The sequence below is a fragment of the Dysgonomonas sp. BGC7 genome (assembly GCF_001261735.1).
In the GTDB taxonomy this organism is placed as follows: Bacteria; Bacteroidota; Bacteroidia; order Bacteroidales; family Dysgonomonadaceae; genus Dysgonomonas.
In genome coordinates this window covers 22,686-47,596 of sequence record NZ_CVRP01000007.1, presented here as the reverse complement: position 1 = coordinate 47,596, position 24,911 = coordinate 22,686, and the positions used below count along the sequence as shown (strand labels likewise).

General features: G+C 37.0%; 25 protein-coding genes. 11 read left to right on the top strand and 14 right to left on the bottom strand.

All coding sequences use genetic code 11. From position 1 onward, the window contains the following. Nucleotides 1-2: 2 nt before the first annotated feature. Nucleotides 3-473, bottom strand: coding sequence for a MarR family winged helix-turn-helix transcriptional regulator (locus BGC7_RS05395; protein WP_050700550.1), 471 nt, complete (start codon nt 471-473; stop codon nt 3-5). 148 nt (nt 474-621) lie between these two features. Between BGC7_RS05395 and rpsF the strand changes: the two genes are divergently transcribed. From rpsF to pgl, 7 genes are all read left to right on the top strand, one after another. Then, nucleotides 622-978, top strand: a complete 357-nt coding sequence (rpsF, locus tag BGC7_RS05390) for a 30S ribosomal protein S6 (protein WP_050700549.1) — start codon at nt 622-624, stop codon at nt 976-978. After that, nucleotides 979-1,248, top strand: coding sequence for a 30S ribosomal protein S18 (rpsR, locus tag BGC7_RS05385; protein ID WP_183305946.1), 270 nt, complete (start codon nt 979-981; stop codon nt 1,246-1,248). It begins immediately after the preceding gene. An 18-nt stretch (nt 1,249-1,266) separates the two neighbouring features. After that, on the top strand, nt 1,267-1,710 hold the full coding sequence (gene rplI, locus BGC7_RS05380) for a 50S ribosomal protein L9 (protein ID WP_050700548.1): 444 nt from the start codon (nt 1,267-1,269) through the stop codon (nt 1,708-1,710). 144 nt (nt 1,711-1,854) lie between these two features. Beyond that, the gene (locus tag BGC7_RS05375; protein ID WP_050700547.1) at nt 1,855-2,637 is read left to right on the top strand and encodes a hypothetical protein; all 783 of its coding nucleotides are present in this window, start codon (nt 1,855-1,857) and stop codon (nt 2,635-2,637) included. Nucleotides 2,638-2,872: 235 nt separating this feature from the next. Next, entirely contained in the window at nt 2,873-3,769 is an 897-nt protein-coding gene (gene gnd / locus BGC7_RS05370; protein ID WP_050700546.1) for a phosphogluconate dehydrogenase (NAD(+)-dependent, decarboxylating), read from the top strand. A gap of 287 nt (nt 3,770-4,056) precedes the next feature. Beyond that, on the top strand, nt 4,057-5,592 hold the full coding sequence (zwf, locus tag BGC7_RS05365; RefSeq protein WP_050700545.1) for a glucose-6-phosphate dehydrogenase: 1,536 nt from the start codon (nt 4,057-4,059) through the stop codon (nt 5,590-5,592). Beyond that, nucleotides 5,589-6,314 (top strand): 6-phosphogluconolactonase, encoded by a 726-nt coding sequence (pgl, locus tag BGC7_RS05360; RefSeq protein WP_050700544.1) that lies wholly within the window; start codon nt 5,589-5,591, stop codon nt 6,312-6,314. The genes zwf and pgl overlap by 4 nt, the downstream gene beginning before the upstream one ends. Nucleotides 6,315-6,388: 74 nt before the next feature. On the opposite strand, the gene BGC7_RS05355 is transcribed toward pgl, so the two are convergent. The 6 genes from BGC7_RS05355 to lon all read right to left on the bottom strand — a co-directional run bounded on the left by BGC7_RS05355 (nt 6,389) and on the right by lon (nt 11,983). Continuing rightward, nucleotides 6,389-6,631: a DUF4834 family protein gene (locus BGC7_RS05355; protein WP_050700543.1), complete on the bottom strand. Its 243-nt coding sequence runs from the start codon at nt 6,629-6,631 to the stop codon at nt 6,389-6,391. Between the two features lie 138 nt (nt 6,632-6,769). Further along, nucleotides 6,770-7,345: a manganese efflux pump MntP gene (locus BGC7_RS05350; protein ID WP_082206555.1), complete on the bottom strand. Its 576-nt coding sequence runs from the start codon at nt 7,343-7,345 to the stop codon at nt 6,770-6,772. Continuing rightward, nucleotides 7,342-7,860, bottom strand: a complete 519-nt coding sequence (locus BGC7_RS05345) for a nitroreductase family protein (RefSeq protein ID WP_050700541.1) — start codon at nt 7,858-7,860, stop codon at nt 7,342-7,344. The genes BGC7_RS05350 and BGC7_RS05345 overlap by 4 nt, the downstream gene beginning before the upstream one ends. A gap of 53 nt (nt 7,861-7,913) precedes the next feature. Further along, entirely contained in the window at nt 7,914-8,861 is a 948-nt protein-coding gene (locus tag BGC7_RS05340; protein WP_050700540.1) for a glycosyltransferase family 2 protein, read from the bottom strand. 3 nt (nt 8,862-8,864) lie between these two features. Then, on the bottom strand, nt 8,865-9,422 hold the full coding sequence (locus BGC7_RS05335; protein ID WP_050700539.1) for a DUF4199 domain-containing protein: 558 nt from the start codon (nt 9,420-9,422) through the stop codon (nt 8,865-8,867). A gap of 74 nt (nt 9,423-9,496) precedes the next feature. After that, nucleotides 9,497-11,983, bottom strand: a complete 2,487-nt coding sequence (gene lon / locus BGC7_RS05330; protein ID WP_050700538.1) for an endopeptidase La — start codon at nt 11,981-11,983, stop codon at nt 9,497-9,499. 131 nt (nt 11,984-12,114) lie between these two features. On the opposite strand from lon, the gene BGC7_RS05325 reads away from it, so the two are divergent. Next, nucleotides 12,115-12,828 (top strand): tRNA1(Val) (adenine(37)-N6)-methyltransferase, encoded by a 714-nt coding sequence (locus BGC7_RS05325; protein ID WP_050700537.1) that lies wholly within the window; start codon nt 12,115-12,117, stop codon nt 12,826-12,828. 22 nt (nt 12,829-12,850) lie between these two features. Here BGC7_RS05325 and BGC7_RS05320 read toward each other — a convergent pair whose 3' ends face one another. The 3 genes from BGC7_RS05320 to panC are packed head-to-tail and all read right to left on the bottom strand — an operon-like array spanning nt 12,851 to nt 15,479. Beyond that, nucleotides 12,851-14,206: an MATE family efflux transporter gene (locus BGC7_RS05320; protein WP_050700536.1), complete on the bottom strand. Its 1,356-nt coding sequence runs from the start codon at nt 14,204-14,206 to the stop codon at nt 12,851-12,853. Nucleotides 14,207-14,260: 54 nt separating this feature from the next. Beyond that, nucleotides 14,261-14,614, bottom strand: a complete 354-nt coding sequence (gene panD / locus BGC7_RS05315) for an aspartate 1-decarboxylase (protein ID WP_050700535.1) — start codon at nt 14,612-14,614, stop codon at nt 14,261-14,263. 16 nt (nt 14,615-14,630) lie between these two features. Beyond that, entirely contained in the window at nt 14,631-15,479 is an 849-nt protein-coding gene (gene panC, locus BGC7_RS05310; RefSeq protein ID WP_050700534.1) for a pantoate--beta-alanine ligase, read from the bottom strand. Between the two features lie 230 nt (nt 15,480-15,709). Between panC and BGC7_RS05305 the strand changes: the two genes are divergently transcribed. From BGC7_RS05305 to BGC7_RS05295, 3 genes are all read left to right on the top strand, one after another. Further along, nucleotides 15,710-16,516, top strand: coding sequence for a glycogen/starch synthase (locus BGC7_RS05305; protein ID WP_050700533.1), 807 nt, complete (start codon nt 15,710-15,712; stop codon nt 16,514-16,516). Nucleotides 16,517-16,613: 97 nt separating this feature from the next. Next, nucleotides 16,614-18,017, top strand: a complete 1,404-nt coding sequence (locus tag BGC7_RS05300) for a DUF4270 domain-containing protein (RefSeq protein ID WP_050700532.1) — start codon at nt 16,614-16,616, stop codon at nt 18,015-18,017. A gap of 299 nt (nt 18,018-18,316) precedes the next feature. Beyond that, nucleotides 18,317-18,964: a LysE family translocator gene (locus BGC7_RS05295; RefSeq protein WP_050700531.1), complete on the top strand. Its 648-nt coding sequence runs from the start codon at nt 18,317-18,319 to the stop codon at nt 18,962-18,964. A gap of 4 nt (nt 18,965-18,968) precedes the next feature. Here BGC7_RS05295 and BGC7_RS05290 read toward each other — a convergent pair whose 3' ends face one another. The 4 genes from BGC7_RS05290 to purB form a co-directional block, all read right to left on the bottom strand. After that, nucleotides 18,969-20,357, bottom strand: coding sequence for a DUF3329 domain-containing protein (locus BGC7_RS05290; protein ID WP_050700530.1), 1,389 nt, complete (start codon nt 20,355-20,357; stop codon nt 18,969-18,971). A gap of 225 nt (nt 20,358-20,582) precedes the next feature. After that, entirely contained in the window at nt 20,583-21,980 is a 1,398-nt protein-coding gene (gene asnS / locus BGC7_RS05285) for an asparagine--tRNA ligase (RefSeq protein WP_050701046.1), read from the bottom strand. A 25-nt stretch (nt 21,981-22,005) separates the two neighbouring features. Then, nucleotides 22,006-23,364, bottom strand: coding sequence for a pseudouridine synthase (locus BGC7_RS05280; RefSeq protein WP_050700529.1), 1,359 nt, complete (start codon nt 23,362-23,364; stop codon nt 22,006-22,008). A gap of 68 nt (nt 23,365-23,432) precedes the next feature. Then, on the bottom strand, nt 23,433-24,776 hold the full coding sequence (gene purB, locus BGC7_RS05275) for an adenylosuccinate lyase (protein ID WP_050700528.1): 1,344 nt from the start codon (nt 24,774-24,776) through the stop codon (nt 23,433-23,435). Nucleotides 24,777-24,911: the final 135 nt, after the last annotated feature.

The following is a 24,911-nucleotide window of genomic DNA, read 5'->3' as shown; positions in this document are numbered from 1 at the left end:
GATCAGCCATTCAAAGCATCCTGTATATTTCCAAAAACAGAAGCAAGCAGAAAACGTACCTGTTTCAACCCATCCTCATCTATACCAGCAAGAGCAGAATTCATTGTTTCATAAACAGCTTTATTAGCCTTATCCTTTATAGATTTCCCCAAATCGGTAAGATAAACATAATTGGAACGCCTGTCGGTGGTAGAAGCATTACGATACACCAGATTTTGTTTCGTCAAATTATCAATAAGACGTGTCATACTCGGTTTATCTTTAAACGTGGAATTACACAAAGTCTGCTGCGTCACACCATCTTCTCTCCATAGAAAAGCCAGAACCGTCCATTGTTCAGGAGTTATATCTAGCCCCTCTTTCCTAAAGTTGCGATACATCATCCGGTTTATGGCCATCGACACCTTTCCGTTTATAATAGGAAATATAAGATCCTGATCCTGATCTACACTTAGTATATCTTCTTTATTCATATATTCACCAATATTGATGTACAAAAGTAAGACAAGAAGTCTGTTTATCAAATAATTTTAAAGCTTTTACTTTTGTTTTTTTATAAAAAAGCCTATCTTTGCACCTCATTTGAAAAAATCAGATGTTTAATTTATAACTAATTAATTTATGAACAATTACGAAACCGTTTTCATTTTGACTCCCGTTTTGTCTGATGTACAGATGAAGGAAGCGGTAGAAAAATTCAGGACTATTTTGACCAACGAAGGTGCAAAAATAGTAAATGAAGAAAACTGGGGACTTCGCAAATTGGCTTATCCAATTCAGAAGAAATCTACCGGTTTTTATGCTATGTTAGAGTTCGAAGCTGATCCGGCTGTGATCGCTAAGCTAGAAATCAACTTCCGTCGCGACGAGCGTGTAATCCGCTTCCTGACTTTCCGTCAAGATAAGTTTGCACACGAGTATGCGCAAAAGAGAAGAAATTTGAAATCATCTAAAAAAGAAGAAGTAAAGGAGAACTAAATTATGGCACAGCAATCAGAAATCAGATATTTGACTCCGCCTTCAGTTGACGTGAAGAAAAAGAAATACTGCCGTTTCAAAAAGAACGGTATCAAGTATATCGACTATAAAGATCCTGAGTTTTTGAAGAAATTCCTTAACGAACAAGGAAAAATTCTTCCTCGTCGTATTACCGGAACATCTCTTAAATTCCAACGTCGAGTTGCACAAGCAGTAAAAAGAGCTCGCCATTTGGCTTTGCTTCCTTATGTAACAGACTTAATGAAATAAAAAAAGGAGGATAAAGAAATGCAAGTAATATTGAAAGAAGATATCCTTAACCTAGGATACAAAGACGAAGTAGTAACTGTAAAAGACGGCTACGGACGTAATTACCTTATCCCTCAAGGAAAAGCTGTAATAGCATCAGAATCTGCGAAGAAAGTATTAGCTGAAAACCTAAAACAACGCGCTCACAAACTTGAGAAAATCAAACAAGATGCTCAAGATCTGGCTGCAAAACTAGAAGGTGTTTCATTAACTATAGGAGCAAAAACTAGCTCTACAGGCACTATCTTCGGATCTGTAACAAACATTCAGATAGCAGAAGCCCTAGAAAAACTAGGCTATAATGTTGATAGAAAAATCATCGTTATCAAAGAAGCTGTAAAAGAAGTAGGAAGCTACAAGGCTGTAGCAAAACTACACAAAGAAGTATCTGTAGAAATTCCATTCGAAGTAGTTTCTGAATAAGGAATAGGATACAATTATAATACAAGAAGGGTTACATCAAGTGAGATGTAACCCTTTTTTTGCATAGCACAAATACGATATACATGCAACCTAACAAAAAAAGATACTTATCTTTATTAGATATAATCAATTAAAAAAATACTTATGAAAAATTTAACAAAAATGACAATTACGGTCATCTCTATTCTAGTCATCTCTATATTCTTTATTCAATGTAAAGATGCGAAAAAGGTTGCTATTACAAAATTTTTGGAAGTACAGGTTAAAACCATAAATGACCAATGCCCTATACAATTGAATCAGTCAGTCAGAATCGACAGTTGTAAAGTATCAGACAAGATGACAATGAAAACTTTTGCTACAATATCTTATATCAATGCTAACGATTTCAATACAGAAGAATTTATACAGATGTCCAAGCCGGCACTTTTATACACTATCCAAACCAATGATGCCTTAAAATTAGCAAGAGAACAAGGTGTCATATTTACATACTCATACAATGACGATTCGGGCAAAACTCTTGGCGAAATAACCATAGGCCCTGATGAATACAATCAACCAATAAAAGAAAACGACAAAGGCGACTTTACCTCTATGTCTTCACAAGATGCAGACAATTTACTAGACAAAATTGTATCAGGAATTCGCCAGCATCTGCCGATGCAAGTAGATGAAATAACAGTATTAACAGATTGTCAATCATTATCAAATAAGACTATAAAGTATGTATATAGAATCAATGCCGACAAGAAGGAGCTAAATGCAGATTTTGCAGAACAGATGAAAAAAAATATCAAGAACAATATAATTAATGTACCCGATTCGAAGAAACTGATAGATGGAGGAGTAACTATGATCCATATCTATAACGACAAGAATGGGATAGAAATATGCAATCTGAATCTTTCATCAAAAGATCTCTAAAACATAAACGAAATAAATATACTAAACAGCAATATCGACGCCCTCTATAATCTATTAATTAACTGATACCCAGAATAAATAAAAGAAGAATGAAAGAAAAGAGTATATTTTTTAGACATATAGTTATAAAAGTATTAACTTCGTAAAGTTTGAAAAATTAAAGAAACTATTTAAAGATCAGAATATTCGAAAGGATAAATCATTCACAATATAAAATCAAAAAATAGAATTTAACATGAAAATAGGATTCGTAGGATTAGGTAAAATGGGCGGAAAAATGGTAGAACGCCTTTTAAATTTCGGACACGAAGTAGTAGTTTACAATTTAACTCAGAAAGAGATAGACGAGGTAGCTGCAAAAGGAGCAATACCATCCTCTAGCCTCGAAGATCTGGTTAGCAAATTGGGAGACAGAAAACTTGTATGGTTGATGGTTCCTGCAGGAAAACCCGTAGAAGAAAATATAGCACAACTACTCACCTTACTCAAGCCTAACGATATCATTGTAGACGGAGGAAATAGTTATTGGCGCGAAACTGTTGAACGCGGTAAAAAAATAAAAGTAAAAGGTATCCACTACCTGGACTGTGGCACAAGCGGCGGCGTATGGGGTCTTCAAAATGGGTACTGCCTTATGTATGGAGGAGACAAAGAAGCATGTGATTTTGCTGAACCAATATTCAAAAGTCTGGCTCCCGAAAACGGATATATCCGATGTGGAGAAAGCGGCTCGGGGCATATGGTGAAAATGGTGCACAACGGAATAGAATACGGTATGATGCAGGCTTATGCCGAAGGTTTCGAAATAATGAAAAGCTCTCCTTACAATGTTGATCTGGAAAAAATATCACGCGTATGGATGCAAGGTTCAGTTGTTCGCTCTTGGCTATTGGAACTGATAGGAAATGCACTGGAAGGCAACGAAAATCTTGATGGTATAAAAGACTATGTATCAGACAGCGGAGAAGGGCGCTGGACTGTTCAGACAGCCATAGACTTCGATGTTCCGGCTCATGTTATTACAGCTTCATTATTTACTCGTTTCGAATCGAGACAAGAAAGCTCTTATGCAATGAAGCTTCTTGCTGCTATGAGAAACCAGTTTGGCGGACACGAAATCAAAAAGGATTAAAGACTGTTTCTATCGCTAATATAAATCTATAGCCGAAATTATCACTAAGACCTAAAAGCTTTATCTATAAAGAAAATATCTTTTTCGAGATAATGTTAAATGACACAAGTAAAAACAAATGAAAAAGTGTAACTTTTGTCACCTTTTAGTTAAAATAGTTCTTTACTGATATCAGCAAGGTAGTTATTCTAAGTAAAGTAATCTATAGATTTTCAGTAAATAGAAATAAGAATTAAACAAATTATAAATTATCACTTCACTCTGTTGAAGATGCTTAGGAGGATTCAATGAAATCAAAAGCAACACAGGATCTGGCTCTGATAATTTTCGGAGCTTCGGGAGATCTAACATATAGAAAACTTATTCCCGCGGTATTCGACCTGTATAAACAAGAGGCATTACCGTCAAACTTTGCTGTATTGGGAGTAGCTCGCAGTGCATTTAATGACGACTCTTTCCGCGAAAAGATGAAAGACGGTATCAGGCAATTTGCAACAGCAAAGGATGCTTCTGACGAAGAACTGAATACATTCTGCCAAAAGCTTCACTATCTGTCTATAAATACTGACGATGGTAAAGAATATTCTAAGTTGAAAGATCGGCTCGACGGGCTGGATAAGGAAGAAAACACTGCCGGTAATTACATTTTTTACCTTTCCACCCCCCCTTCCTTATATCAACTTATCCCCAAATTCTTAGCAGAGCAAGGACTGAACAATGAAGATAAAGGGTTTAGACGTATCATTATAGAAAAACCGTTTGGTACAGACCTAAAATCGGCTATAGACCTAAATGCTTCCCTCTTAGAGAACTACGAGGAAGAACAAATCTATCGGATAGATCATTATTTAGGTAAAGAAACTGTACAGAATATGTTGGTCACCCGTTTTGCAAACGGAATATACGAACCTCTCTGGAACAGAAATTATATTCAACACGTAGAAATAACTGCGGCTGAAAGTATTGGTGTAGAAAACAGAGGTGGCTATTATGACCATTCGGGAGCACTGCGAGATATGGTTCAAAACCACTTGCTACAGATAGTAGCCCTTGTTGCAATGGAGCCTCCAATGTCTATAGATTCAGTATCTATCCGCAACGAGAAGCTCAAGGTATTTCAGGCTTTGAGACCAATGTCTGACGAAGACCTCTTTAAGAATATTATACGAGGGCAGTATACTGCATCGAATATAAAAGGTAAATACGCAAAAGGATACAGAGAGGAAAAAGACGTAAACCCTGATTCGAGAACAGAAACTTACCTCGCCATGAAACTGTTTATCGACAACTGGCGGTGGGGCGATGTACCTTTCTATATACGTACAGGCAAACGCTTACCAACGCGGGTATCAGAAGTCGTAATACACTTCAAGCCGGCTCCGCAAAAGCTCTTCCCTCAGAGTGTAGACCTCAACAATGACGAAAATCAGTTGGTGCTGAGAATACAGCCTGACGAAGGTATATTGTTAAAAACAAAGATGAAAGTACCGGGCAGCGGATATCAGGTAAAAAATGTAAACATGGATTTTCATTACTCTCAACTCACAGACACCTATCTTCCCGAAGCGTACGAAAGGCTTCTGCTCGACTGCATGACAGGAGACTCAACCTTATATATCAGGGGAGATGCTTTAGAAGCTACATGGAAATTCGTTCAACCTCTAATCGACTTCTGGGATAAAAATCCTGACGCGCCGTTGCATGGCTATCCTGCCGGATCGTGGGGCCCGAACTGTGCCGACGACCTTATAGAAGGCAAGGGGCTTACGTGGAGATACCCATGCAAAAACCTATCTGATGATGGAATATATTGTGAATTATGATAAAAGAAGAAATTAAGATTTTTCAGGATCCTACAGATCTAAGTAAAGGATTTACCGAGTTTTTAAAGAAACTAATGAATGTATATCCACATGTAAACCTGGCTCTGTCAGGAGGAACTACCCCAAAGGTAATATTCGATTATTGGGCAGAGCATTGTAAAGACACATTAGACTGGAATCGTATTTCATTTTTCTGGGGTGATGAAAGGTGTGTACCTCCGGAAAATGTAATGAACAACTTTGGAATGACAAAGGATCATTTATTTGATAAAGTTCCAAATATTCCAAATAATAATATATACAGAATACATGGTGAAAATGAACCTGAAGAAGAAGCTCTTTGGTATAGCAAAATACTAAGCAGCAAGCTTATGCAACGGATGGACATACCTAGCTTTGAGATAGTTATGCTTGGGCTGGGCGACGATGGACACACAGTTTCTATTTTCCCCAATCAGATTGGGCTATGGGACAGTAAAGATATTTGCGTTGTAGCAGAACACCCTGAAACAGGCATGCAACGCGTAAGCATCAGTGGACGTGTTGTCAACAATGCCCAATATGTCATTTTTCTAGCAACAGGTAAGAACAAGGCAGAAAAAGTAAGAGAGATAATAAAGGATAGAAAATCTCTCATAGACAAGTATCCTGCGGCAAAAGTAAATCCTAAAAAAGGATATTTATACTGGTTCCTGGACGAAGACGCAGCGAGCCTTTTATAAGAAGAGAAGAAAAAGGGCGATATAGTTATAATACCATATCGCCCTAATAATATTTTAATATATTAGTCTACTCGTCAATCTTTAATCTCCTCATAAGACACATATTCTCCTTCATTCTTTGAGAACACTTTTTTAGATTCACCGGCTGAGTTACTATCTCCTCGGCTTGTTGATGACCTGTATTGATTTCCCGATGCAGCATTATAAGAAGAAGACGGCCTGCGAAAAATGAGCGAAGCTACTCCCTTAATAACTGAGAGCAACATCATTACTCCCAATATCATCACTGCAAATATAATAAAGAATATAAGACTCATTTTATGTGCATTTTAATTGTTCTAGTTTATCTATATCAAATATAACGCCAATTAAAGGAAATTGGTTATCTTATTTTTTATATTTAACAAACCTTTATTATTATAAACCAAAGACAATGTATCTTATATTATATCACTCTATAGAAGGGCAATGGTACCCGCATTGAAAATAGTGTGTTCTAGCAAGATGCTACAACCTATGACTATTAGTATTATGCCACCTAAAATATTTATCCTTAGGTTGTATCTTTGTCCGACTTTACATCCAAAAATAATACCCATAGAAGAAACTATAAAAGTGACCAAACCAATAAGAATAGCCGGAGACAACACTTCTCTTCCTACTAGAGACAATGACAATCCGACAGCCGTAGCGTCTATACTGGTAGCAATGGCCAAGCCTAGCATAACCTTAAAACTTAAAGGATTGAAAGGGGCACTTTCCTCTTCTTTCATACTCGAAATTATGACTTTAGCTCCGAGAAAGAACAAAATGCCAAATGCAAGCCAATGGTCGAAGTCTGCAATATACTGAGCAAATGTAGAACCAATAAACCAACCGAAAACAGTAAGAGACATCTGGATGAAAGCCAACATTCCGGCTATTTTAAGAATATTTACTGTATTATGATTTCCTATTATAGCTCCACTCGTTAGAGCAATAATAAGGCTATCCATAGACAGACCTATCGCTAGAACAATCATTTGAATCATATCCATTCCGTAATTTCTGCAATACCCTTACGCCTCTTGATCGGAGATGTACCCTTTGTAGTATCTACATAACCAATAGGGAATATCGCAATAGGTTCTATATGTGCAGGCAAGCTTAATATCGAAGAAACCATCTCGGGGTTGAAGTTACAAATCCAGCATGTGCCCAAGCCTATTGACGCTGCTGCCAGACAGATATGTTCTGAGGCAATCGCCGCATCTATATCAGAATGATCTTTTCCATCCGACGCTGTACGTTTCCACGATGCAGATGTATCTTTACATACAACAATAGCCATCGGTGCTGTCCTGAACCACTCGCGGTGGTACGATTCATAGAGCTTCGACATTGCAGCGCTATCTCTCACCACATAAAATTTCCAAGGTTGGTTATTAGATGCTGAGGGTGCCAATCTGGCACATTCGAGAATATACTCTATTTTCTCCCGTTCTACCGATTGGGGCAAATAAGCTCTTACTGAATAACGTTCCTCAATAAGTTCTTTCAAATTCATAGTTGATCTTACAATTACAAAAAAGCCGATATTTTAGTATCGGCATATATAGTTTATAGTTCTTCCTCTATCTTATAATCATTCCTGCTTGACGAACTTCGGGAGGTAATCTCTCCGAGGAAACCAGCCAGAAACAGTTGCGTACCCAATATCATCAAAGTCAATGACATATAGAAATATGGAGAATTAGTAACTAAAGGATGTGGTATTCCCTGACTAATAGCATATAGCTTATTTGCACCGACAAGAGCAGCGGATATAAACCCAAGCAAAAACATAACAGACCCCCACAGCCCAAAAAAGTGCATGGGCTTACGTCCAAAAACAGACAGAAACCAAAGTGTCATCAAGTCGAGATAACCATTGACAAAACGACTCAATCCAAATTTGCTTTTTCCATACTTACGGGCTCTATGTTGTACAACCTTCTCTCCGATCTTATTAAACCCCGCAATCTTAGCTAAATAGGGAATATATCGGTGCATGTCATTATACACCTCTATATTTTTGACAACATCGTTGCGATATGACTTTAGTCCACAATTAAAATCGTGCAACTTCACACCCGATACTTTACGGGCAGTTGCATTAAATATCTTTGTAGGAATAGTTTTAGACAGGGGATCGTAACGTTTCTTCTTCCATCCCGAAACAAGATCATAGCCTTCTTCCTTTATCATTCTGTACAATTCAGGTATTTCATCAGGACTGTCCTGCATGTCGGCATCCATTGTTATTACAACATCACCTTGCGCTTTCTGAAAGGCACAGTAAAGAGCTGGTGATTTACCGTAATTGCGACGAAAACGTATTGCTTTTACATTCGAGGAAGACTCTTGCAGCCCTTTTATGACATTCCATGAATTATCAGTACTGCCATCATCAACGAATATAATCTCGTAAGAAAAGTCATTCTCTTCCATTACACGAACTATCCAATTATATAGTTCAGGAAGAGACTCTTCTTCATTCAGCAAAGGTATTACAACAGATATATCCATGTTTCACGAGCTCTTTTTTACGTTAGCAACAACAAAGTTAAGTATAACACCCAGAAATAAACCTAGAATTATATTTTTCACGAATTCGATGGCTATATAAATAAACTTACTAGAATATATAGATCCTACAATTTCTTTTACCATGGCATACTGAGCCTCATCAGTACCCATCCGGGGAGTAGCTTCAATAGCCTTCAATGAAGTCGATACCAAACTAGAAAAATAAGCAGGATCAATAAACTTGAAATGAGCATACATTATAGCTCCCTCAAGAAAAGAGGCATAGAAACTCATCAACACCATAAAGAAAATACAATATATTGCTCCTTTAGGCTTACTCTCATCCAAGAATTTAAATTTATTGAAGAAGACATACATCAAAAGCAATGTCCCTATATTCAGAAGATAAAACAAGAACAAAAATCTATCGGACACACCTGCTCCTGCTACAATAAAAAACAAGTATCTGAATACCCAAAATGCACCCAACAATAGTCCGTAGTACATTGCATATTTATTGATAACAGAAAAGATTCCCTCTATTTTTTTCTCATTCTCCATAAGTGGTACAAATGTACATAATTTGTTTTAAACAAATGAGTGCAAATTTTAGGATTTGCACTCATTATTATTTATCAATTACCTTTCTCTTGTTTCTCTTCTTTAATATCTAAGTTGAGCGGATGTTTCACTTTCTCTTTCAACAAAGCAATATCGAGTACTTGAGTTATATCATCTACATAATGGAATGTCAACCCTTTCAGATAAAGAGGTTTAATCTCTTCTATATTTTTTCTATTCTCTTTACACAAGATAATTTCTTTGATACCTGCACGTTTGGCGGCCAGTATTTTTTCACGGATTCCTCCTACAGGAAGAACCTTTCCTCGCAACGTGATTTCTCCTGTCATTGCCAAATTTGCTTTTACCTTACGTTGGGTAAATGCTGACGCAAGAGAGGTAATCATTGTAATACCTGCCGAAGGGCCATCTTTTGGTATAGCACCTTCCGGTACATGCACATGAACATTCCAATTATCAAATACCTTTTCATCTATGCTCAATACATTATTATGGGAACGTATATATTCTAAAGCCAGCACAGCAGACTCCTTCATCACATCACCCAGATTACCGGTAAGAGTAAGTTTTCCTCCTTTACCTTTACTCAGAGATGTTTCTATAAACAAGATCTCTCCCCCGACCGAAGTCCAAGCTAAGCCCGTAACAACACCCGCATAACCATTACCTTGATATTGATCTCTGGTATATTCTACAGCTCCCAGATATTCGTGTAAGTCTTCGACCTCCATTATCTTTTTATATACTTCCTCTGAGGCAACCTTACGAGCAACCTTACGCATTATTTTTGCGACTTTCTTATCCAGCTCACGCACTCCCGATTCGCGGGTATAATTTTCGACGATTTTCTCCAGCGTTTTCTTAGGAATCTCTATCACATCCTTATTTAGTCCATGATTTTCCAACTGTTTTGGAATTAAATGACGACGGGCTATCTCTACTTTCTCTTCTATTATATAACCGCTAACGTCTATAAGCTCCATACGATCGAGCAGAGGTTGCGATATTGTAGACAGATTATTCGCAGTGGCTATAAACATCACTTTCGACAAATCATAATCTATATTAAGATAATTGTCATGGAATGCGAAATTCTGTTCAGGATCGAGCACTTCTAATAATGCAGAAGACGGATCTCCTTTAAAATCGTTTCCGATCTTATCTATTTCATCTAAAACAAATACAGGATTTGAAGAACCAACCTTCTGTATATTTTGTATTATACGACCCGGCATTGCCCCAATATATGTGCGCCGATGCCCCCTTATTTCCGACTCGTCATGAAGCCCTCCGAACGATACCCGAACATAGTTTCGATTCAAAGCCTTTGCTATAGATTTGCCCAATGACGTTTTCCCTACTCCGGGAGGTCCATACAGACAGATTATAGGAGATTTCAAATCACCTTTTAGCTTAAGAACTGCTAAATGCTCTATTATACGTTCTTTTACCTTTTCCAATCCGAAATGATCCTGATCCAGCACTTTCTGTGCATTTTTCAGGTTGAAGTTATCTTTGGTATATTCTCCCCATGGCAAATCGAGAAGAGTCTCCAGATAAGTAAACTGTGTCGAATAATCAGGAGATTGAGGATGCAAACGTTCCAGCTTATGTATTTCTTTTTCGAATACTTTTGCCACATCTCCGCTCCATTTCTTTTTTTCGGCACGCAACCACAGATCATCAACATCTGCCTGCTGCGGGTTACCCCCGAGCTCATCCTGAATAGTCTTAATCTGTTGCTGCAAGAAATACTCTTTCTGTTGTTGATTCAACTCTTCACGAGTCTTCATCTGGATATTGAGTTTCATCTCCATCATCTGAGTCTCACGGTTGAGAACTACTAACAGACGGTAAGCCCGTTCCTTATCATCGTCTACATCCAGCAATGACTGTTTTTCTGCTCCTGACACCGGTAAGTTTGCACAACAGTAATTTACCAACAGAGGCGAAACCAAATCAGATTTCAGCCGTTGTATAAATTCTTTTGGCGGCTCTCCATACATGCGTAGCATCTGAATCATTAGATCTCGTATCGAGTCCATCAAAGCCTTATACTCTGTATCAGCTTTCTGCACAGGAGTTGTTTCTTTTATTTCAAAATGTCCTTTCAGATACGGATCAGCTTGTGTCAGTTCTGTCAGTCGAAAGCGTTTTTTTCCTTGAAAAATGACTGTCACATTTTCATCATCGGGCAATTCTATCACTCTGATAATTTCACCGATAACTCCGATTGAATACAGATCGTTCATGTCCGGGTCTTCGTTTTCTGCTTCTTTTTGGCAGACAAGACCTACATACTTCCCTTTCTGACGATTTACCGCTTTTATCAATTTTAAAGATTTCTTACGGGCTATTGATATCGGCATACTTGTACCCGGAAAGATTACCGTATTGCGAAGAGGCAAAATAGGTAAATCTTCTTTCAAATCTTTTTCATTTATATAACAATCTCCGTCATCGAAATCGTTGGTAATAATAGAGATAACCGGTTCACCACCTTCTTCGACACTGAGTAATCCATTCTTTTTATTAAACATAATCTTTATCCTCTTTTATTGGATTCTATCCTTTATATTTTAAAGGACTGTAAAAGTACAGAATTATAACTAACTTTGCTTTAATATAACAAAATTCGTGCCATTAAAAACAGACAAATAGTTCTGCTTATATGCCAAATCCGTTTTTCCATTTCAAACAGTTTACAGTTTATCATGATCGTTGTGCAATGAAAGTAGGTACAGACGGTGTACTACTAGGTGCATGGACAGATATTTCTGATGCAAAAACAGCTTTAGACATAGGCACAGGCACGGGACTAATCTCATTAATGATAGCTCAGAGAAATAGCAATATCACTATAGATGCTATTGACATTGAGATAGATGCTATAGCCCAAGCAAAAGACAATATAAAAAACTCTCCTTTTGCGACTCAGATAAAATGCACTCAATGCTCCGTACAGGAATTTGCTGAGAAATACGAGAAGAAATATGATATCATAGTCTCAAACCCTCCTTTTTTCGCAGAATCCTTAAAATCACCTGACAACCAAAGATCTTTGGCCAGACACGACGACACTTTGAGTATAAATGACTTACTAAAAGCATCCGCTAAGCTACTCAACAACAATGGTAAACTATCCTTGATATATCCTTACGAATACAAAAGAGCAATACTTGACATAGCAAAACTGAATAACCTGTTTATAAATAAAGCAACGAATGTTTATCCAACATCAAGCTCTCAACCTAAACGCATTCTACTAGAGATATCAAAAAACCAAACCTCTATTCAAGAGAATAGTCTTACAATAGAAGAAAGCCGTCATATTTATTCTGATGAATTCACAGAATTGGTCAAAGACTTCTATTTAAAACTATAATCTCCGATTTTACCTACAACCCTTATATCCTTTTATTTTGCCATTTGGCACGTGAAAGATATATAATAGAAAAGACAAGCAGAGGTCCCCAATAAAAATATTCTACAGTCCAACACCAAGCCACAGACATCTGTTTATAGATTACAATCCAAAACATAGCCAGTATATATATAACCATTGTGATCATCTCAAGAATAAGTGCGGCCCTCGTATTGCCGGTTCCCGATATAGAACTAAATATAACAATACTTAGAGAAGATATTGGTAGAGAAAACAGCAATACAATAAGAGGCAAGACCGTATCTGCTATAATAGAAACTTCATCTCTGGGTGCAATAATAGATATCCAAAATTCGGGTGAAACGAGCGTAGCTACAACCATAACAAGAATAATAGCCAGATTAAGCACACATATCCGCTTGACAAGCGGTATAACCCCCTTTATATTTCCCATCCCCATTGTGTTACCCACCAATGTGTTAGCCGTAGTAGCTAAAGCATTCATTGGAATAAAATATACAAGATAGAGGCTTCGAACCAGATTTGTAATTTTAAGAGCATCTTCGGAGTGTTGCTCAACAGCAACAAAGAAGACAAACCATGTTGACATCGAAATCAGGTATTGCAACATAGTGAACGATGAGATATTAAGAATACTTTTTATTATCGACATCTTAAATCTCATTTTTACAAATCCATATTTCTTAAAGTCGATAGTAGCAAATGTGTATATCGCAAAAAACAATACAGAAGCAATCTCTGACAACACCGCGGCAATCGCCGCACCCTCAATACCCAGTTTAGGAAAACCCAAATTACCGAATATGAGTAAATAGTCACCTATTACATTTATAACTGCCATTGCAATAGCATTGAACGTAAGAACCTTTGTTCGAGCTATTCCAACATAAAAAGCCCTGAACATGACATTGATGGCAGCAAAAAAGAAACCATAAACTCGCCACGAGAGATAAGCCTCTGTGGCCGCATAAATCTTGGGAGATTTCATGAACATTGACAGAACGTTGTCTGCTAAAAAGCCAGACAGAAAGAAAAGAATGAGAGCAAAAATCTGAAGAAAAATAATACCCTGTATCACAATGCTTCCTATCTTATCATAATTCTTTTCACCATTACGGCGACTAATCATAATCTGTCCACCAATACTAAATCCAAAGCAAATGGTGAATATAGCCACATAATAGATACCTGCCAATCCGGAAGCACTTTGGTATATACCTGCTATACCCGGCTGACTAGGATCGGAAACATGACCAAGAAAAAAAGTTCCGGTAAGTTGAACAATATTTTGAGCGAGCAATCCCAGCATGATGGGAACACTTACCCTCCATATATCTTTATACGAATATGAATGCATAATATGAGCTAATAACTACCAACCAGCAGTTATCAGCAGGTTAGATGTATAGTTTTATTTAATCAGTTTATTTGTTTTTGTATCAGGAAAAGCTACCCAAGGTTTAAACTTTTTAGCTTTTTCAAAGTCCATCTGAGCATACGACATTATTATGACAATATCCCCCGGCTGAACTTTACGGGCGGCAGCACCATTCAGGCATATAGCACCAGAACCACGCTCGCCTTTTATAATATAGGTCTCTAAACGTTCGCCATTATTGTTGTTTACGATCTGCACTTTTTCCCCTTCTATCAGGTTTACAGCGTCCATCAGGTCTTCGTCTATCGTGATACTACCTATGTAGTTTAAGTTGGCTTCAGTTACAGTGACACGATGCAACTTTGATTTTACAACTTCTATTATCATACTTTTATTTCCTATTTTAGCTATTCGCCTTATATACTACATTATCAATCAAACGAACATTGCCACAATAAACAGCAATACAACCCACGACATAAGAAGAATTCCAATTGGCAAGAGACTGTAGTGTATATCCATCTACAATTTCATAATATTCGACTTCTAATTCTTCAATAGAGTTCAGTTTACTTACTACTTTTTCGACAACTTCTTCTACAGTACAATCTGCCATCCATTCACGGCTTTCGAAAAGCACCTTGGATATATTAACAGCAATCTCCTTTTGATCATTTGTCAGACGTTCGTTTCTGCTACTCAGCGCCAGACCGCTAGCCTCACGCATTATTGGCATAGGAACTATCTGAACAGGTAAACCCAGTTGTTTTACCATAGCTCTTATTATAGCCAACTGTTGAAAGTCTTTTTGTCCAAAATATGCTTTATCCGGTTTAACTATATCAAACAGACGACTGACAACCTGTGCCACTCCATTGAAGTGTCCGGGACGATGTACACCCTCCATCACTTTATCAATCTGTCCGAAATCGAATTGCCGCATATCAGGCTCCGGATAAACATCTTCCACTCCGGGTGCAAATACAATATCCACCCCAGCTTTACTAAGTAGTTCACAATCACGATCGAGAGTTCTTGGATACTTCTCTAAATCTTCTTTGTTATTAAACTGTGTGGGATTGACAAAAATACTGACAACGCAAGCATTATTATCTGCAATACATTGTTTTACCAGGGACAGGTGCCCTTCATGCAAAGCCCCCATTGTAGGAACAAAGCCTATTGTTTTACCTTCCAGATGCAAAGATGCAACAACACTTTGCACCTCTTTTGCTGTTTTTACTAAGATCATTTATCTATATAATAAAAGCGGATACAAAGCAACTAAATATTTGTGGAAACTCGAAACAATAGTTTCTTTTTGTTTCAAAATTTAACGAAAATATTACGACAACACAAACACCAAAGCTCTAAAAAAGAGTAAACACTAGATTTTGAGAGGTAAAGTTTGCAAAAAACAAGATTTTTTTTTATTATCTTTGTACGTCCAAATATATAATGGAATAATCGAGAAATAAATAAATGAGTACGAAAAAGATTTTATACATTACGCAGGAGATCACTCCTTATTTACCAGAGTCACCAATTTCAATAAATTGCAGATACTTGCCACAAGCTATACAGGAAAAAGGCCAGGAAATAAGAACCTTCATGCCAAAATTTGGAAACATAAACGAAAGAAGGAATCAATTACATGAAGTAATCCGCCTTTCGGGAATGAACCTTATCATTGATGACACAGATCACCCTCTAATCATAAAAGTAGCTTCTATTCAGGCAGCTAGAATGCAAATATACTTTATCGACAATGATGATTATTTCAAAAGGAAACATGCCGTTGCTGATGATAAAGGTGTTGAGTTCGCCGACAATGACGAACGAAGCATATTCTATGTACGCGGAGTATTGGAAACAATAAAGAAATTAAGATGGATACCGGATGTTATAGATTGTCATGGATGGATGACAGCTCTGACCGGACTGTATATAAAAACTGCTTATGCAGACGATCCCTGCTTCAAAAATTCGAAAGTAGTATATTCCTTATACAACGATGACTTTAAGCAACCTTTCGACAAAGGCTTTCTTGACAAACTTAAGTTTGATGGGATAAAGGATAAAAGCCTCTCAGACTTAAAAGATGTTGTAGATTTCGAAACACTTTCTAACTTTGCCGTTAAATACGCTGATGGGGTAATTCAATGTGAACCGGAAATAAATAAAAACGTACTAGACTACGTTAATAAATCGGGGAAAAACTATTTACCATACAACGGCGGAGTAGAAGAATCTGTAGATGCTATCAATAATTTTTACCAGAATCTTTAAAGTATCTAAAATAAAATCAGAAAAATACTGTTTTATTCTTTGTAAGCCGTATTTTTTGGGATATTTGAGCCCTAAAATTGATTTAACATTAATTTGAATGAAAATTAAAACTCTTTTAACGCTGGCAATAGCCTCACTTTCGATCATCTTTATAGCTTGTAATGACGATCTGAACAGCACCGGATTAAGCATACAACCTGACGGAGATGGTATATCGGTAGGAGCAGATACCCTAACTATCAAGGCAGAAACCGTATTATTCGACGATTCTATATATGCACGTACCGTCTATGGGATCCTCGGTGAATATATAGATCCGATATTTGGCAAAATAAAGTCAGATTATCTATGTGAATTCTATTGCAAGAATGCTTATTTCGAACAAAATACATCAGAAGAAGACACACCTATTACAATAGATTCAGTATTTTTAGATACAAAATTCTCATCTTTTCTGGGAGACACGATTTCCCCTATGGGGGTTTCTGTTTATGAAGTAACGTCTTCTTTGAAACCATTTTTCTTCACAAACATAAATCCTGAAAAATATTGTGATATGACTAAGGTTTTAGGTCAAAGTATTTATACGATTAAAGATCTACCCTATGTATCATATTCGAGCACTTATGTTAAGCAATTATCTACAGAGCTAGATGTAAAGTTAGGAAAGAGATTCTATAAAGAATGGTCAGAGAACAAAGGTACATTTACAAACTCTGAAACCTTGAAAGAGTTCTTCAAAGGAGTATACGTCACTACTAATTTTGGTACAGGCAGCATTATTAATACCGCAGCTACCGACTTGAATATCTATTACACTTATCATATAAGAAACAATGCAAATACAGGAGACTCTGCTGTAGTCGGTAAATTCAATTTACCTGTAACTCCGGAAGTAATTCAGATGAACCGCATTAAAAATTCGGCATCAGTGCTGGAAAAGCTAAAAGAAGATAAGGACACGAAGACTTATTTGAAAACTCCGGCAGGAGTATACACTCAAATTACAATTCCATTGCAAGAGATAAAAGATGCAGCTAAAAAGAAAATGAACAATAACCAAAGCTTTACTATAAACTCAGCTGCACTGAAAATAAAAGGGTATACAGAAGAAGAAACAAAGTCTGGGCTTGCCCGACCGTCGAGTCTACTTCTGATAAATAAAGATTCACTACCTAATTTCTTCTTCAACAGGAAGAAGTATGATAATCTTACAAGTTTTAAGATTGACAGAACTACATCTAACAACACCTATAATTTAGGCAATATAGCAACTATAGTAAATTACTATACAGACAAATTTAAAGATCAGGAACAGCTACCGGATTTGCATTATCTGCTAATTCCTATATCTGTCTCTTATTCAGAATCTTCAACTTCTTCCAATCCGATCGTTGCAGACATATACAATATGATGGCTCCAACATCTGCTATATTGAGAACCGACACAGAAAACATGAGAATGTCTCTTATATTCAGCCAATATAATAGTCGAAAATAAGACAGACAAGAATCATTATTAAACATAAAGTACACAGTCAAAGTATTACTCTCTCTAAAGAGAATCTTTGACTGTGTATTTTTTTACATTCTCCTATAGCTATAGAGTTTGGCAAATCAGTGTAATTTAGTTAACAGAATAGATCTGTTAAATTAAAAATACTTAACGACTCTTTCCCTTTTACTATTCATCGTACCATTTTATGGGATTTTGATGTTATCTTTGTGACTCTATATGCGTCTGTTTTTGTATAAAACTATTTCATACCTTGAAAAAGCAGTTGCTGAAAAAATAGGTTGATGGTATATATCATTATAAAAGGATTATTTATTGGTTTTTTATCTTCCGCCCCTATGGGACCTGTGGGAATGCTGTGTATTCAGCGAACCCTCAACGAGGGAAAAAAGCACGGACTATTCACTGGTATTGGTGCTGTTGTAGGCGACATGGTCATAGCACTACTAGCTATTATTGCTGCCTTGGGCTTAGGATTCAGTACCGAATTTATACAACAGCATGAAGGTCCATTAAAGGTTGTAGGAAGTATAGTCTTGATCGTATTCGGATACTTTGTATTCAATAAAAACCCCTCAAAGAACCTTACTAAACTAAAAGAGAAAACTACTTCATTCTGGAAAGTGTTCATTTCTTCATTTATACTCACCATATCTAATATAGCCACTTTATTTTTATACATAGCCCTATTTGCACGGTTCAATGTGATAGATTCAGAAAAGCCTTTTGGTTATGACCTCATCACTATTTTCTTCATCGGAATAGGGGCATTCCTTTGGTGGCTACTTGTTACATATATAGTGAATAAACTGAGAACAAGATTTAACCCGAGAGGACTACAAATATTCAATCGAATAATAGGACTTCTTTTAATAGGTTTGGGCGTGGCTGGTATAATAACAGGATCACTTATGGGAATAGATATCTTCTGATATTCTATTTCAATTTTATAGTTATTCCATAATATCTACTCATCAGTTTTTCGGAGAACGGATCTTCCCCATGTATATAAATACCTCCATCGTAACGTTCAAATTCGCAGTAATTTCCGCCCGATTCTATTGTATTTTCTATAAGGATGTTTCTTTCTAAAAGAATTTGCCTATATGTATTAATTTCTTTTGAAGCCAGATAAAATGTAAAGAAGAACCCTATTGTGCCAATAATCAATACTGAATTTCTTATTTGTCTCAAGAAACGATTACTATAATCAATAGTATAAACCAATATACCTACCCCTATAATTAAAAATGAAACAACCCCGAACAAGGCTCTTCTTGGGAACGTAGGAGACAATAACATAGCATACACAGCCGCCACAGCTGCTATATAATAAATAAGCGTACGTACCAAAGTATCTTTCACTTCGCCCTCCCTATTCTTATTGTAATGATAAGACAGGATAAATACTACAACACAGACCATAATAAGAGGGCCGCAGTAGTAAAAAAAAGTCAAAGTAGCATTAAAGACCCGATAGGCTAGTAAAAAGAAGCTAAGCCCCCCCTCTCCTGCTCTTTCAAAATTTCCGGGAGCTAGTATCATTACAGCAAACCCAATAATAGCGCCGACTATACCACAATAACCCCAAATAGGCATAAGCCACTTCTTACGACAAAAATAAAACATATACAAGAAAGCTATGAGAATCATTGCCCCTGCTGTATTCTCGTTGGTCCAACCGGCAATTATACCAAGAATAAACATTCCTACCGAAATAATAATGTTAGAGGCTACATTTATCTTTCTATCTCTATAAAGGCGAAATGGCAATAAGAATAGCAATATAAAGAAAGTTCCCCACAAATAATTTGCTGAACCGGTAATCCAAAAAACGGTATCTCCCAAAACAGGCTGAAAGAACCAAACCGTAAGATTGATAAACATGAATAGAGAAACACTATTTTTACCATTTCCTTTTACATGCCAATAAATAAGAAATACATATCCTATATATATAAGCGAATTGAGAATATCGGCAATACAAGGAGGCAATAACAGTAACACCTGCGCAATAAAATGAACTACACTACGTCCTCCCCACAGGTAATAATGATTGATCTGAGACTGTATTATATCTCCTATTGATTCTACTCTCACATTCTCATTATAAATAAACAGATAGGCAAAATCGTCGGAGATAAGAGGTGTCAATATATTCAAAAACAAAATAGAAGAGAAAGAAGCTACGACCATAATAGCCCATAACACTTTTAACCCGTTAGGATTATTTGTAATAGAATAGGAGAGGTCTTCGAAACACTTATATACCCTATCCATATAACCATTCCTTCCGTCTTTTATATCTACTTGTTGTTTAATCATTTCTAAATATACTGTTTCTCTTTTTAACTAAAAGGTGACAAAAGTAACACAATTTCATCAACTTTCATATTGTTACTTTCCGTAAGTTTTACCAACAAATACATTTAATTCTCTGATAAAGATAATTCTTTTCAAAGATAAAGATATACAAGCAATATAAATTATCTTTAAACAAAAAAGCAGTAAGGCTTACCCTACTGCTTTCCTATATTCAGTTATTGTATTTTAGAACTCTGCATTATTTGGTGTGCGAGGAAAAGGTATCACATCGCGAATATTCGCCATACCAGTAATAAACAGTATCAGACGTTCGAAACCTAAACCAAACCCGGAATGTGGTGCTGTTCCGAATTTACGGGTTTCCATATACCACCATATAGGATCTGTATTCATATTTAATTCTTTAGTACGCCCTACCAATTTATCATAATCAACCTCACGTTCCGAACCTCCGATTATCTCTCCAATTTTCGGAAAAAGAACATCCATCCCACGAACAGTCTTCCCATCTTCGTTTTGCTTCATATAGAAAGATTTGATCTCTTTAGGATAGTCGGTAAGAATAACAGGACGCTTGAAATGGTTTTCTACCAAATAGCGTTCATGTTCTGACTGAAGGTCTGCTCCCCAATATACAGGGAATTCGAACTTATGTCCACTTTTCTCCAGTATTTCCACACCTTCTGTGTAAGTAAGCCGAACAAAATCATTTGCAATCACAAAGTTCAAACGATCTACAAGTTCTTTATCGAAATGTTCGCCAAGGAATTCTATATCGTCTTTGCAATGCTCTAAAGCATATCGAATCAGATATTTAAGAAAATCCTCTGCTAAATTCATATTATCCTGGATATCATAAAAAGCAACTTCAGGCTCTATCATCCAAAACTCAGCCAAGTGTCGTGGCGTATTGGAATTCTCAGCTCTGAAAGTAGGTCCAAATGTGTAAATAGCACCAAGAGCCATTGCCCCAAGCTCACCCTCCAACTGACCTGAAACTGTCAAATTGGTCTGACTGCCGAAGAAATCTTCGGTATAATCAACTTTTCCTTCTTCGTTTCTAGAAACATTATTTAAGTCAAGAGTAGTAACCTGAAACATAGAGCCGGCACCTTCAGCATCAGAAGCCGTTACTATAGGTGTATGAAAATAGAAGAAGCCGTTATCGTTGAAATACTTATGTATAGCATAAGACATATGATGGCGTATACGAAATATTGCCCCAAATGTATTTGTACGTGGCCGTAAATATGCAATTTCTCTAAGAAACTCAAGGGAATGACCTTTCTTTTGCAAAGGATATGTCTCCGGATCGGCAGTTCCGTATATTTCGATACTATCTGCCTGAATTTCGGCGCTCTGTCCCTTACCTTGCGATTCTACTAAAGTACCTATTACATGAATACAGGCCCCTGTTGTGATTGGCTTAAAAAAGTCATCTCCAAACTTCTGAACATCTGCTACAATTTGAAGATTATGAATAGTAGAACCATCATTGAGGTGAATAAAATTCACATATTTGTTACCACGAATGGTACGAACCCATCCTTTAACATCTACAGTAGTTCCAAACTTGGGATCTTTAAATAGATCCACAATCTTTGTTCTGCGAATACTCTCCATCTTTATATCTATATTTTTTCCTTTTTTATTCAAAAGCTCCCATACGAAGCATGTTTACTTCTTTTTCTGTCAGATAGCGCCATTTTCCACGAAGTACATTTTTCTTTGTAAGTCCGGCAAAATATACGCGGTCTAATTTCATCACCTGATATCCAAGTTTTTCAAATATACGGCGTACGATACGATTACGTCCCGAGTGTATTTCTATACCAACTACATTAAGCACATCTTCTGCCTGATAAGCGATAGAATCCGCATGGATTTCTCCATCGTCTAATTCTACACCATCAGCGATAGTCTGCATATCCTCAATAGCTACATCACGATCAAGAGTAACCTGATAGATTTTCTTTTTCTTAAACTTAGGGTGCATCAACTTAGATGCTAAATCGCCGTCATTAGTAAGCAATAATACACCTGTTGTATTTCTATCAAGACGTCCTACCGGATAGATGCGTTCGGGACAAGCATTTTTCACTAAGTCCATTACTGTCAAACGATTTTGAGGATCATCTGACGTTGTAACACAATTCTTAGGCTTATTCAGAAGCACATATACTTTGCTCTCTAACCGCACCGGCTGATCTTTAAATGTCACCATGTCGCCACGGGTTACTTTAGCGCCTAATTGGTCTACAACCTCTCCGTTTACTTTTACCACTCCTGATGTAATAAATGCATCAGCCTCGCGACGTGAACAGACTCCGGCATTTGCCAGATATTTATTTAAACGTAAAGGAGTACTTGGATCTATATTCTCTTTATATTTTACAGGCTTAACCAGTTTTTTCACACCATCAAAAGACCTTGATCCGCCAGAGTGTTGTCCTCCTGATGGACGACGATTATCATATCCTCCACCTCTGTTATTTCCATACGAGCGATTATCTCCACCTCCCGAATAGTTAGAATAGCCTCCGCCTCTGTTGTTAGAATAGCCTCCTTCACTACGGTTATTTGAGTATCCACTGCCTCCGCGATTATTTGAGTACCCACCGCCTCCGCGGTTATTAGAATAACCTCCTTCGCCACGATTGTTGGAGTAACCTCCTCCTCTATTGTCGTCTCCATATCCTCCTCTATTTCCTGTTGTACGAGGCTGGCTGTTGTACGAACGACGTTCTCCGTCATCTCGTCTTTCATAGCTTCTTGGTCGATCTTGGTTATTATATGACGGCCTATCTTGCCTGTCATCTCTGTCTCCTCCATCATTAGATCTGTAAGGGTTCCTTTCTCTTCCGCGTTCCGGATTCACATCATAGGCCTGTTTGCGCAAATCCCCTACACGGGCACGCTTTTTCTTTACAGGCTCTGATCCATTGTTGTTTTCTGATGATGAGTGGCCCTCTCGGCTTTCCCTATCATTTCCTTTGTCTGTCACCATTTTTTTGTTTTTTTAAATAAAAAATATACAAATACTTTAATTAAATAACCTCGCGGTTACACATTCCTTTATACACCTGTATAAGAATGAGGTGTAATCTTTCTTAATTCACTTTTCACATCTTCACTTACATCTAGCCCATTAATAAATCCGGCTATAGAATCAGCCGTAATTGTATTATTGGTACGAGTCAGCGCTTTCAGAGCTTCGTAAGGCTTCGGGTATCCTTCTCGACGCAAAATCGTCTGTATACCTTCAGCGACAACAGCCCAACAATTATCTAGATCGCTATAAAGTTCTTCTTTATTCAATAATAATTTATCCAAACCTTTCTGCGTACTCTGTAACGCTATAACAATATGCCCGAAAGGGACACCAACATTACGAAGTACAGTAGAATCTGTCAGATCTCTTTGTAGACGCGAAACAGGCAGTTTGGAAGCAAGATGCTCGAGTATAGCATTAGCTATACCCAAATTACCTTCAGCATTCTCAAAATCTATCGGATTCACCTTGTGAGGCATAGCGGACGAACCTATCTCTCCTTCTTTGATCCTTTGCTTAAAATATTCCATTGAGATGTATTGCCAAAAATCACGATTGAGATCTATCATTATGGTATCAATACGTTTCAAACCATCGAATATTGCAGCCAGATTATCATAGTTAGAAATCTGCGTAGTCCATTGCTCTCTTACAAGTCCCAGATTTTTTTCTACGAATTCATTACCAAACTTTTTCCAATCATAAGAAGGATATGCTACATTATGTGCATTATAATTGCCTGTAGCCCCTCCAAATTTCGCCGATAACGGTATAGTCTTCAATAGAGCCAACTGCCCTTCGAGACGACTTACAAAAACCATAATCTCCTTACCCAACCGAGTAGGAGATGCCGGTTGCCCATGCGTTTTGGCAAGCATAGGAATATCGCTCCATTCTTCAGCCTTAGCTTTCAGTGAAGATATAAGCTCTTCGAGCATAGGATAATACACTTCTACCAAAGCATCTTTCAAAGACAATGGAATAGAAGTATTATTTATATCTTGTGAAGTTAATCCGAAATGGATAAATTCCTTATACTCGTGCAGACTTAACTCTTCAAATTTTTCTTTGATAAAATACTCTACAGCCTTTACATCGTGGTTCGTTATCTTTTCAGTATCCTTGATACGGATTGCATCTTGCTCTGAAAAATCAGAGATAATATTTCTCAGTTTAGGGAAAACAGCCTTATCAATATTCTCCAATTGAGGTAGAGGCAACTCACATAGTGCAATAAAATACTCTACTTCTACCAGTACCCGATATTTTATAAGCGCATATTCTGAAAAATAATCTGCTAGTTTTTCTGTTTTACTACGATAACGTCCATCTATAGGCGAGATAGAGGTTAAGGGTGTTAATGTCATTATATTACAAAATAATTTGATTCTTGTGTTTTACTGAATAAGCATTCCTTTCGATATCTCTATTTACTTTGAATCTACATTACAAAGATATAACAAATATTAGAGTACAAGTGTTTTTGGACGAGGTAAAATGTT

What these genes read in the sequence shown, in the direction of transcription:
- BGC7_RS05395 (WP_050700550.1), bottom strand. Translation starts at nt 473, where the DNA reads ATGAATAAAGAAGATATACTAAGTGTAGATCAGGATCAGGATCTTATA.
- rpsF (WP_050700549.1), top strand. Translation starts at nt 622, where the DNA reads ATGAACAATTACGAAACCGTTTTCATTTTGACTCCCGTTTTGTCTGAT.
- rplI (WP_050700548.1), top strand. Translation starts at nt 1,267, where the DNA reads ATGCAAGTAATATTGAAAGAAGATATCCTTAACCTAGGATACAAAGAC.
- BGC7_RS05375 (WP_050700547.1), top strand. Translation starts at nt 1,855, where the DNA reads ATGAAAAATTTAACAAAAATGACAATTACGGTCATCTCTATTCTAGTC.
- gnd (WP_050700546.1), top strand. Translation starts at nt 2,873, where the DNA reads ATGAAAATAGGATTCGTAGGATTAGGTAAAATGGGCGGAAAAATGGTA.
- zwf (WP_050700545.1), top strand. Translation starts at nt 4,057, where the DNA reads ATGAAATCAAAAGCAACACAGGATCTGGCTCTGATAATTTTCGGAGCT.
- pgl (WP_050700544.1), top strand. Translation starts at nt 5,589, where the DNA reads ATGATAAAAGAAGAAATTAAGATTTTTCAGGATCCTACAGATCTAAGT.
- BGC7_RS05355 (WP_050700543.1), bottom strand. Translation starts at nt 6,631, where the DNA reads ATGAGTCTTATATTCTTTATTATATTTGCAGTGATGATATTGGGAGTA.
- BGC7_RS05350 (WP_082206555.1), bottom strand. Translation starts at nt 7,345, where the DNA reads ATGATTCAAATGATTGTTCTAGCGATAGGTCTGTCTATGGATAGCCTT.
- BGC7_RS05345 (WP_050700541.1), bottom strand. Translation starts at nt 7,860, where the DNA reads ATGAATTTGAAAGAACTTATTGAGGAACGTTATTCAGTAAGAGCTTAT.
- BGC7_RS05340 (WP_050700540.1), bottom strand. Translation starts at nt 8,861, where the DNA reads ATGGATATATCTGTTGTAATACCTTTGCTGAATGAAGAAGAGTCTCTT.
- BGC7_RS05335 (WP_050700539.1), bottom strand. Translation starts at nt 9,422, where the DNA reads ATGGAGAATGAGAAAAAAATAGAGGGAATCTTTTCTGTTATCAATAAA.
- lon (WP_050700538.1), bottom strand. Translation starts at nt 11,983, where the DNA reads ATGTTTAATAAAAAGAATGGATTACTCAGTGTCGAAGAAGGTGGTGAA.
- BGC7_RS05325 (WP_050700537.1), top strand. Translation starts at nt 12,115, where the DNA reads ATGCCAAATCCGTTTTTCCATTTCAAACAGTTTACAGTTTATCATGAT.
- BGC7_RS05320 (WP_050700536.1), bottom strand. Translation starts at nt 14,206, where the DNA reads ATGCATTCATATTCGTATAAAGATATATGGAGGGTAAGTGTTCCCATC.
- panD (WP_050700535.1), bottom strand. Translation starts at nt 14,614, where the DNA reads ATGATAATAGAAGTTGTAAAATCAAAGTTGCATCGTGTCACTGTAACT.
- panC (WP_050700534.1), bottom strand. Translation starts at nt 15,479, where the DNA reads ATGATCTTAGTAAAAACAGCAAAAGAGGTGCAAAGTGTTGTTGCATCT.
- BGC7_RS05305 (WP_050700533.1), top strand. Translation starts at nt 15,710, where the DNA reads ATGAGTACGAAAAAGATTTTATACATTACGCAGGAGATCACTCCTTAT.
- BGC7_RS05300 (WP_050700532.1), top strand. Translation starts at nt 16,614, where the DNA reads ATGAAAATTAAAACTCTTTTAACGCTGGCAATAGCCTCACTTTCGATC.
- BGC7_RS05295 (WP_050700531.1), top strand. Translation starts at nt 18,317, where the DNA reads ATGGTATATATCATTATAAAAGGATTATTTATTGGTTTTTTATCTTCC.
- BGC7_RS05290 (WP_050700530.1), bottom strand. Translation starts at nt 20,357, where the DNA reads ATGATTAAACAACAAGTAGATATAAAAGACGGAAGGAATGGTTATATG.
- asnS (WP_050701046.1), bottom strand. Translation starts at nt 21,980, where the DNA reads ATGGAGAGTATTCGCAGAACAAAGATTGTGGATCTATTTAAAGATCCC.
- BGC7_RS05280 (WP_050700529.1), bottom strand. Translation starts at nt 23,364, where the DNA reads ATGGTGACAGACAAAGGAAATGATAGGGAAAGCCGAGAGGGCCACTCA.
- purB (WP_050700528.1), bottom strand. Translation starts at nt 24,776, where the DNA reads ATGACATTAACACCCTTAACCTCTATCTCGCCTATAGATGGACGTTAT.